At 66.7% G+C, this 8,765-nt stretch carries 8 protein-coding genes; 1 reads left to right on the top strand and 7 read right to left on the bottom strand.

The genetic code is table 11. The features are described from left to right. Window positions 1–437: choice-of-anchor I domain-containing protein (locus V7D81_RS03860; RefSeq protein WP_324314621.1), on the top strand; the 437-nt coding region annotated here is incomplete at its 5' end. Window positions 438–491: 54 nt separating this feature from the next. Here V7D81_RS03860 and V7D81_RS03855 read toward each other — a convergent pair. The 7 genes from V7D81_RS03855 to V7D81_RS03825 form a co-directional block, all read right to left on the bottom strand. Then, entirely contained in the window at window positions 492–2,792 is a 2,301-nt protein-coding gene (locus V7D81_RS03855; RefSeq protein ID WP_324314620.1) for a DUF349 domain-containing protein, read from the bottom strand. Window positions 2,793–2,925: 133 nt separating this feature from the next. Beyond that, window positions 2,926–3,903 carry an NAD(P)H-dependent flavin oxidoreductase gene (locus V7D81_RS03850; protein WP_324314619.1) on the bottom strand — a complete coding sequence of 326 codons (978 nt, stop codon included), beginning with the start codon at window positions 3,901–3,903 and terminating at the stop codon, window positions 2,926–2,928. Between the two features lie 4 nt (window positions 3,904–3,907). Continuing rightward, entirely contained in the window at window positions 3,908–5,065 is a 1,158-nt protein-coding gene (locus V7D81_RS03845) for an acetyl-CoA C-acetyltransferase (RefSeq protein ID WP_324314618.1), read from the bottom strand. A gap of 12 nt (window positions 5,066–5,077) precedes the next feature. Next, a complete protein-coding gene (locus tag V7D81_RS03840) occupies window positions 5,078–5,863 on the bottom strand; it encodes an enoyl-CoA hydratase/isomerase family protein (protein ID WP_324314617.1) in 786 nt (261 codons plus the stop codon). Between the two features lie 24 nt (window positions 5,864–5,887). Next, complete coding sequence (locus V7D81_RS03835; protein WP_324314615.1) at window positions 5,888–6,541, bottom strand: carboxymuconolactone decarboxylase family protein; 654 nt, start codon at window positions 6,539–6,541, stop codon at window positions 5,888–5,890. Window positions 6,542–6,642: 101 nt separating this feature from the next. Beyond that, window positions 6,643–7,479 (bottom strand): TauD/TfdA dioxygenase family protein, encoded by an 837-nt coding sequence (locus V7D81_RS03830; RefSeq protein ID WP_324314614.1) that lies wholly within the window; start codon window positions 7,477–7,479, stop codon window positions 6,643–6,645. 54 nt (window positions 7,480–7,533) lie between these two features. Continuing rightward, entirely contained in the window at window positions 7,534–8,739 is a 1,206-nt protein-coding gene (locus V7D81_RS03825) for a CaiB/BaiF CoA transferase family protein (RefSeq protein ID WP_324314612.1), read from the bottom strand. Between the last annotated feature and the right edge of the window lie 26 nt (window positions 8,740–8,765).

Here is an 8,765-nt window from a genome sequence, read left to right as displayed (position 1 = left end):
TGGACGGTTCGCTGGTGTTCGACAGCGGCAGCGACTTCGAACGCATCATCGCGGCCCGCGAGCCGGCGTTCTTCAACGCCAGCAACGACGACCGCGCCTTCGACAGCCGCTCGGACAACAAGGGACCGGAACCGGAAGCCGTCACCGTCGGCCAGGTCGGAAAACGCACGTATGCGTTCGTGGGTCTGGAGCGCCAGGGCGGCATCATGATCTACGACGTCACCACGCCGCGCGCGCCGGTGTTCGTCGACTACGTGAACAACCGCGATTTCTCGGTCGATCCCGCCACGGCACCCGCCGCGAAGGATCTGGGCCCCGAAGGCGTGATCTTCATCGACGCCAAGGACAGCCCGACGCGCGATCCGCTGCTGGTGGTCGCCAATGAGGTCAGCGGCACGGTGACGATCTATGCGGTGACCGCCACCGACAGGAAGTGAAGTCGTCGACGTGGAGGCCGGCACTCGCCGGCCTCCACCCTGCCGTGAGAATTTCTATCGCACGAGCTGCCTGCGGCAGTTCCTGAAGCGTTCGGCGAGGCGCAGATAGCTGACCTCTTCGACCGGCCCCACCGCCAGCCATTCGAAGGCGAGCGCATCGAGCGACTCCGGCGCCGCCGATCCCTGTCCCATGCCCTGCTGCAATCGTCGCAGCTGATATTCGCGGCGCAATGCCAGATCCTCGGCAGGAGACGCCCGGTCCGCGAGGATCTCCGCACGGATGCACAGCTGTCGCAGCGCCAGTTCATTCGCTGCCAGATCGTCGTCGCCGGCGCGTTCGAGAGCGGCCTGCAACGCCTCCACGCTTCCCTTGGGAAACGGGGCCGCACCGGCCAATCGCGCCTCTGCGGCCTGCTTCAACGCGTCGAGTTGCGCCGCATCGGCCTGCTTCGCCGCCGCGAGCCGATAGGCGCGCACGGCGTTCGCCGCGTCGAACAGCTCGATCCAGCCGCGCTCGGCATCGCGCGCATGCTGTTGCGCGACCGCACGCCTGCACCGCTCGAAGGCCCGCTCGAAGCGGTCCTGAAGCTGTCGCGTGCTCGCCCGCGGCAGTTCTTCGATGGCATCGAAGGCGAGACGCAGTTCGGGCAGCTTCCTGGCGCCTTCGAGCAGCGCCTGACCCGTAAGGCCGGCGATGGCATCCAGCTCGTCGCACAACCCGCTCGCCTGGAGCCGGTGGGTTTCCAATGCGGCGTTGCGGCTGTCGAATTCCTGCTGGCGCTTCTGGAACAGGGCATCGCACTGCTCGCGGAAGGCTTCCCACAGCGTGCGATCGTCCTCGCGCGAGACGGGGCCGACCGACTTCCAGGTGTCCTGCAGCCGTTTCACTTCTTCGGCGGCGGCGCGGCTGTCCGGCGCCGACAGCAGGCCGCGGGCGCGTTCGATGAGCGATTTCTTCGTCCTGACATTGCGGGCGTATTCGGCATCGATGCGGCCCTGCAGCGCGGCCGCAAGCTCACTGAACTGTTGCTCCAGCGGCTCACCCGCCACCGGATCCACAGGCGAATGGCCGCGCCACAGCTGCCTGGCTTCACGCAGCGCCGTGATCGTCATGCGCCAGTCGGGCTGCTCCCAGTCCTGCCGCTGCTCGAAGGCGAGCAGGCGCTCGAACAGCTCGCCGCGCCGCTGCAGGTTCTCCTGCTTCAGCCGATCCTGCGCCTCGAAGAACTCGCGGCACGGCTGGAACGCCTGCTGCGAGGCTTCGTGAAAGCGCTGCCACTCGGCCTCCGCGTCGCCGCCGCCCGCGCCCTTGCTCAGGGTGCGCCACTGTTCCTGCAGGCTCCGGATCTGGCCGGCGAGTGCGGTCGGATGCATGGTCGCTCCGATCAACGCTTCCATCCGTTCGATGAGTTCAATCCGCTTGGGCGCGACCGAGAAACTCTTCCAGTCCTTCAGTTCCTCCAGGCGGGTGTCGAGCTGTTTCAACTGGCTGGCAAGATGCGCCGGCAGCGGCGGCGCACCGGCAATTTTTTCTTCGATGGCGCGACGCAGCCCGGCGGCGGTGCGGCTGCTGCCCGAGGCCAGCGCGCCATGCGCCTTGCGCAGCAGGCCACCGATCTGGCCGAGCGCCTGGGCCTCGGCTTCGAGTTTCCCGGAGCGGGCCTTGCGATCCTCCTCCTCGACTCTCGCACGCTCCGCGGCTGCCTCCGCTGCCGCGTGTTCTTCCTGTTCGCGTTGCGCGCGAGCTGCGGCCGCCGCATTCGCCGCGGCCAGTTCGGCAGCGGCCTGCGCGGCCACCTGGCGCAGATGCTGCGCGATGACTTCGCGGGCGCGGTCGATCGCCTGCTGTGTCTTCTGCGCGATGGCCGGCTCCGCGCCGGCCGCGACGGCATTCCAGCGACCCTCGAGCTGCTCCAGATGCGGCGTGAACAGCGAATCGTAGACCCGTCGGCTGTGCCGCTCGATTTCCGCGGACGCTGCGCCGATCTCGGCCTGCTGCAACTCCACGTCGCGCTCGCGCGCCAGCAGCGCATCGCGCTTGCGCGTCAGGATCCGGTAGACGTTCTTGTCGTTGCCGCCGCGGACCTTGCGGATCAGCTCGCGGATCTGCTGCGGATCGTCGATGGCCTCGGCGGCGAGCTGCCTGATTCGGGTGGACGATCCACCGACGACCGCGCGCGATACCGCCGGGAAATCTCCCGACGCCATCGCGTCACGCAGCGTCGCTTCCTCCTGGGCCGCAGCCGCGGCTGCATCGACGGCTGGCGTGGCAGGTGCGGCCGGCGGTACGGCGTCCCGTGGCTCCACCGGAGCCGGAGCAGGCGGCGCTTTGCGAAAGCGCGAAAAAAACGACATCGATCGATCCTTGTCGGGCGGGGATGGACTTCATTCTACTTTGCCATCCACGCCGACAAGCAACGGATATGGAGCCGCCTCCGGGATCGAAGAAGTCAGGCTAAAGCCTGACCCACAGGGAAAGCCCTCCGTCTCAAGCCGCGAAGCCCGCCAGCCGGCCGCGGATGATCGCGCTCGCTTCTTCGATCATGCGCGTCAGCAGTTCGGCGACGGAGGGGATGTCGTGGATCAGGCCCTGCGACTGACCGGCCCAGATCAGGCCCGCATCGAGATCGCCGGTTTCCAGCAGCTTGCGGCCCTGCGCGCCCTTCACCAGGTGCGCCACGTCTTCGAACTTCGCCTCGGACTGCGCGAGGATCTTCACGACCTCGTCCGACACGCTGTTCTTGCCGACGCGCGCCGTGTTGTGCAGCTTGCGGAAAATGAGATTGGTGCCGCGCTCGTCGTTCTCGACGATCAGCTGCTTCGCCCGTTCGTGGATGGGCGCTTCCTTCGTCGCGCAGAAGCGCGTGCCCATGTTGATGCCCTGCGCACCGAGCGCCAGCGCCGCGACCAGGCCGCGCGCATCGGCGAAGCCGCCGGAAGCGATGATCGGAATCTTCACCTTGTCGACGGTGGCGGGAATCAGGATGAGACCGGGAACATCGTCCTCGCCCGGATGACCGGCGCATTCGAAGCCGTCGATGGAAATGACGTCCACGCCCATGCGCTCCGCCGACAGCGCATGACGCACCGACGTGCACTTGTGAATGACCTTGATGCCGTTGGCCTTGAATTCATTCACGTGTTCCTGCGGCTTCGAGCCCGCCGTTTCCACGATCTTGATGCCGCTTTCGATGATCGCGCGGCGGTACTCGGCGTACGGCGGCGGCGTCATGGTCGGCAGGATGGTGAGGTTCACGCCGAAGGGCTTGTCGGTCATGGAGCGGCAGCGTTCGATTTCCTTCGTCAGCGCCTCGGGCGTCGGCTGCGTGAGCCCGGTGAGCACGCCGAGGCCGCCCGCGTTGGACACGGCCGCCGCCATTTCGGCGCGACCGACCCACTGCATGCCGCCCTGCACGATCGGGTGCTCGATGCCCATGAGCTTCGTGAATGGAGTCGTGATCGCCATGATCCTAAAGCGCCTCGATGATGGTCATGTTGGCGAGGCCGCCGCCTTCGCACATGGATTGCAGTCCGTACCGCTTGCCGCGCGCACGCAGCGCGTGCACCAGCGTCGCCATCAGCTTGGCGCCGGTCGCGCCGAGCGGATGACCCAGCGCGATCGCGCCGCCGTTCACGTTGAGCTTGTCGGGATCGGCGCCGAGCGCCTTGAGCCAGGAGAGTGTCACGGAGGCGAAGGCTTCGTTGATCTCGAACAGATCGATGTCGGAGAGCTTCATGCTCGCACGTTCCAGCGCGCGCTTCGTACCCGGGATCGGCTGTTCCAGCATGACCACCGGATCGCCGCCGACCACGGTCAGGTTGTGGATGCGCGCCAGCGGCTTGAGTCCGTGCGTCTTCAGCGCACGTTCGCTCACGACCAGCACGCCGGCCGCGCCGTCGCACATCTGGCTGGCATTCGCCGCGGTCAGCACGCCGCCTTCCTTCAGCAGCTTCACCGAGCGGATGCTTTCGATGCTCGCGTCGTAGCGGATGCCTTCGTCTTCGGTGTGCAGGCCGCCGTCGACGGCGACCTGCACGATTTCATTCTTGAAGGCGCCGGCGCGCGTTGCCGCGGCGGCGAGCTGATGACTGCGCAGCGCATACTGATCGAGTTCTTCGCGGCTGAGCCTGTACTTGTCGGCGAGCATCTGCGCGCCGGTGAACTGGCTGAATTCCTCGACGCCATATCGCTTGCGGATGCGCTCGCTCCACGGACCGCCGAGCCCGGCCTTGACGGCGAGATCCGTCGGCGAACCCATCGGCACGCGCGTCATGCTCTCGACACCCGCGGCGATCACCACATCCTGCGTGCCCGACATCACGGCCTGTGCCGCGAAGTGCACGGCCTGCTGCGACGAACCGCACTGACGATCGATCGACACCGCCGGCACGCTGTCCGGCAGCTTCGAAGCGAGCACCGCGTTGCGGCCGACGTGGAACGCCTGCTCGCCGACCTGGCTCACGCAGCCGAACACCACGTCTTCGACGGCCGCCGGATCGATGCCGCTGCGATCGACCAGCGCATTCAGCACTTCGCCCGCCAGGTCCGCGGGATGCCAGCCGGCCAGCCGGCCCTTGCGGCGACCGCCTGCCGTGCGCAGCGCCTGAACGATGTATGCCTCACTCATGCGAACCTCTCGTCAAGTGAAATCCGGCTTGCGGCGCGTGACGAACGCGGCGACGCCTTCGCGGCCGTACCTGGTCCTGCTCGAATCGGCGATCGAGCGCGCCTCGGCTTCCATCTGCGCTTCCAGCGTCGAGCTGAAACTCGTCAGCAGCAGGTTGCGGACCTTGCCGAGCGCCGGCGTGGCCGACGCCGCGAGCTGCTGCGCGATCTGCCCGGCCTCCGCACCGAGGCCGGCGTCGTCGACGGCGCGCGTAACCAGTCCCAGCGTCGCAGCTTCTTCTGCCGACAGGCGCTTGTTCAGCAACGCCAGTTCCTGCGCGCGACGCAGACCCACCAGGCGCGGCAGCAGCCAGGTGGAGCCGCCGTCCGGCGTCAGCCCGAGCGCCGTGTAGGCCAGCGTGAAATGCGCGGAACGTGCCGCGAGCGCGATGTCGCCCAGCACCGCGAGACTATAGCCGGCGCCCGCGGCCGGGCCGTTGACTGCAGTCACCAGCGGCTTGCCCATACGCGACAGGCGCGTGATCGCGGCATGCAGGTACGCGGTGATTTCCTTGAGCATCGCGGGCAGGGAATCCCCGGCCGCGGCGAAGGCGCCGACATCGCCGCCGGCGCAGAACATGCGTCCATTGCCGGTCAGCACGACGCAGCGGATCGCATCGTCCTCGTCGCACTGGATGGCCGCCTCCATCAGCGAGCGCGCCAGCGGAATGTCGAGTGCATTGCCGACGTCCGGACGATTGAGACGCAAGGTCGCCACCGCGCCCTCGCGTTCGAAGAGGAGAGAAGGATTCGTGCTCATGGGAATCGCCTGTCGCAGGGAGGGTCAGGGAGGGGGCGACTCAGGCGGCGGAACGGGCCAGAGGCCGAGCCGCACCTTCGACACCGCGTCCAGCGGTGCGATGCCTTCCTCCAGTTGCACATTCACGCTGTTCGCAAACGCGCACAGCGATCCGAAGCAGCCGACGAGCAGGACGAAGTCCATCATCTGGCGCGTATCGAAGCACCGCGACAGCCGCGACCACGTGTCGTCGGCAAGCCGCGCGTCGCGGTGCAGTTCTTCGACGCCGCGCAGCAGATCAGCGTCCTGTGCGCTCCAGCCGTCCGCCGCCGAACCCGACGGAATCCGCTGCAGTTCGATCTCGCTCAGCCCCGCCTTGCGCCCCTGCGGCAGGTGCTGCGCGTACTCGTACTCGCAGCGCTGCAGCCAGCTGATGCGCAGGATCGCCAGCTCGCGTTCGCGAAACGGCAGCGAACTGGCGCTGAACACATGCTTTTCGAAAGCGAGGAAAGCCTTGCACAGCTCGGGGTGATGCAGCAGCGCGCCCATCAGATGGAGGCCCGCGATGTCGCGACGGCCCGATTGCCAGGCATTGACCAGGAAGTCGCGCGCGCCGGGGAACGTGCTCATCGCATCGAGCGCGACGGCGTCGTAGTGCGACGGCAGGATGGGTTCGAGGCGCGGGGGGTGGTCGGTCATGGGATCAGAAAGAAGAATGGCCGCAAAAGGCGCAAAAAGCACAAAGGAGAATCCAAGGTATTCCGGCTATTTTTGCGCCTTTTGCGGCCATCTGCTTTCTCCTACGTGATCGCTTCAATGCCATCCAGCACCGTCCGATGCATCATGCGTCCCGACGTCGGATCGTACGGCAGCGCGCGATGCATGACGCCGCAGTTGTCCCAGATCAGCAGATCGCCGACCGACCACTCGTGGCGATACACGTTCTCGGGACGCGTGGTATGCGCGGTCAGCCGTTCGACCAGCGCGGCGCTCCCGGCAGCCGGCATGCCGACGACGTAGTCCACCGTCATGCCGAGCACCAGCGACTTGCGGCCCGAGGCGTGCTTCCACACCAGCGGATGTTCCTTGGGCTTGCGGTGATTGCGCCAGCGTGTGCGTTCTTCCTCGCTCGCGCCGGGATTCCAGACGCGGTTCGACGCTTCGAGGCTGTGCATGATGCGCAGCGAATCGCATGCGCGGCGGTCCGCCTCGCTCAGGTCTTCGTAAGCCGCATACACATTGCAGAACTCCGTCTGGCCGCCGGTGGGCGAGAGTCGCCGGCCCGACAGCAGCGTCGCCCTGGGCGGCGGTGTTTCATCGAACAGGCCATCGATGTGCCAGTGCACCGTGGACTTCAGATACTCGGCGGCATTGTTCTCTTTCTGGTCCAGCGTGATCTTGAACACGATCTCCCGCGTGCCGTCGGCGCGCTTCGGCCCCTGCGGAATCACCTTGCCGAGATGCGAGCTGAATTCCACCTGCTGCTCGTCGGTGAGGTGGACCTGCGGAAACAGCAGCACGCCATGCTTTTCGAGCGCCGCGAGACACGAGCCGGCGAATGCGGGATCGAGCATCTCTTCGCGCGTGACCTGCGCTTCGGCGCCGATGCGCGGACGCAGCGGAATGAATGTGGCCATGGTGTTCTCCAGGTCTTCCTGTAGGTCAGGCTTCAGCCTGACCTACAGGAAGAATCAGTAGACGATCTTCTCCGCAACCAGACGTTCGCGCTCGGCCTCGCTCAGACCGAGCAGTTCGCCGAAAACATAATCATTATGCTCGCCGAGCCGCGGCGCCGAGCGCGTGATCTTCGCCGGCGTCAGCGACAGCCGCCACGGCGCGCCGGCGATCGACATCTCGCCGCGCGCCGGATCGCTCACGTGCTGGAAGAAACCGCGACGCCAGAGATGATCGGAGCTGACGAGGTCGATGGAATTGAGGCTCTTGAACGCGGCGACGCCGCGCGCGCGCAGACGCTCGCCGAGTTCCTGCGCATCCTGCGGCTTCGTCCAGGCTTCGAGCAGGACATCGAGTTCCGCGGCGTGCTGCTGGCGTGCGGCGCGATCGACGAAACGCGGATCCGCCGCCAGCGCGGGATTGCCCATCGCCGCACACAACGCATGCCACTCGTCCTGGGTGCGCACCGCGATGCTGATCCAGTCTTCGTCGCCGCACGGATAGACGCCGTGCGGCGCCATCTCCGAGTGACGGTTGGCATTGCGCGTCGGCACCTTGCCCGTCAGGAAATATTCCATGAAGGCATCGCCGACGACGGAAGCGAGGGTCTCGACCGCCGATACGTCGACGTACTGTCCTTCGCCCGTGCGACGACGGTGATACAGCGCGACCAGTGCGGCAAATGCGGCCGCCGAGCCATAGCTGCTGTCGCCGTAGCGCACATTGAGCAGTTTCGGCGCGCCGTCCTTCAGGCCCACGAGATGACACACGCCGCCCAGCGCCGAGAACGAAGGCGCGTAGCCGGTCTGATAGCTCAGCGGGCCTTCCTGCCCGTGCATGCTCATCGCCACGGCGATGATGTCGCGCTTCAGTTCGCGCAGCTGTTCGTAGCCGAAACCCAGGCGTTTCGCGGCGCCGGGTCGCAGGTTCTCGATGACGATGTCGGACTTCTTCACCAGGTCGGCAAGCAGGCGCTGGCCTTCGTCGGATTTCATGTTGAGCTGGATGCTGCACTTGCCGGGATTCACGGCCTGGAAGCCCGGAGCGGCGTTGATGTCCTTCACGCCGAAGCGGCGCGAGGCGTCGAGCGAATCGAGACTTTCGACGCGGATGACTTCGGCGCCGAGGAAGGCGAGCAGTTTGCCCGCGTAGGGGCCGGCCCAGATCTTGGTGAGTTCGATGACGCGGACGCCGTGCAGCGGGCCGGTGGAGAGTGGGGTCATTGATGCTGCCCCCACCCTAACCCTCC

This window comes from Povalibacter sp. (assembly GCF_036735925.1).
Taxonomy (GTDB): Bacteria; Pseudomonadota; Gammaproteobacteria; order Steroidobacterales; family Steroidobacteraceae; genus Steroidobacter.
The sequence above is the reverse complement of the archived record's forward strand: the minus strand, read 5'-3'. Positions and strand labels throughout refer to the sequence as shown.

Bases quoted from the DNA above. Each gene is read 5' to 3' on its own strand.
- V7D81_RS03855 (WP_324314620.1), bottom strand. From the start codon at position 2,792: ATGTCGTTTTTTTCGCGCTTTCGCAAAGCGCCGCCTGCTCCGGCTCCG.
- V7D81_RS03850 (WP_324314619.1), bottom strand. From the start codon at position 3,903: ATGGCGATCACGACTCCATTCACGAAGCTCATGGGCATCGAGCACCCG.
- V7D81_RS03845 (WP_324314618.1), bottom strand. From the start codon at position 5,065: ATGAGTGAGGCATACATCGTTCAGGCGCTGCGCACGGCAGGCGGTCGC.
- V7D81_RS03840 (WP_324314617.1), bottom strand. From the start codon at position 5,863: ATGAGCACGAATCCTTCTCTCCTCTTCGAACGCGAGGGCGCGGTGGCG.
- V7D81_RS03835 (WP_324314615.1), bottom strand. From the start codon at position 6,541: ATGACCGACCACCCCCCGCGCCTCGAACCCATCCTGCCGTCGCACTAC.
- V7D81_RS03830 (WP_324314614.1), bottom strand. From the start codon at position 7,479: ATGGCCACATTCATTCCGCTGCGTCCGCGCATCGGCGCCGAAGCGCAG.
- V7D81_RS03825 (WP_324314612.1), bottom strand. From the start codon at position 8,739: ATGACCCCACTCTCCACCGGCCCGCTGCACGGCGTCCGCGTCATCGAA.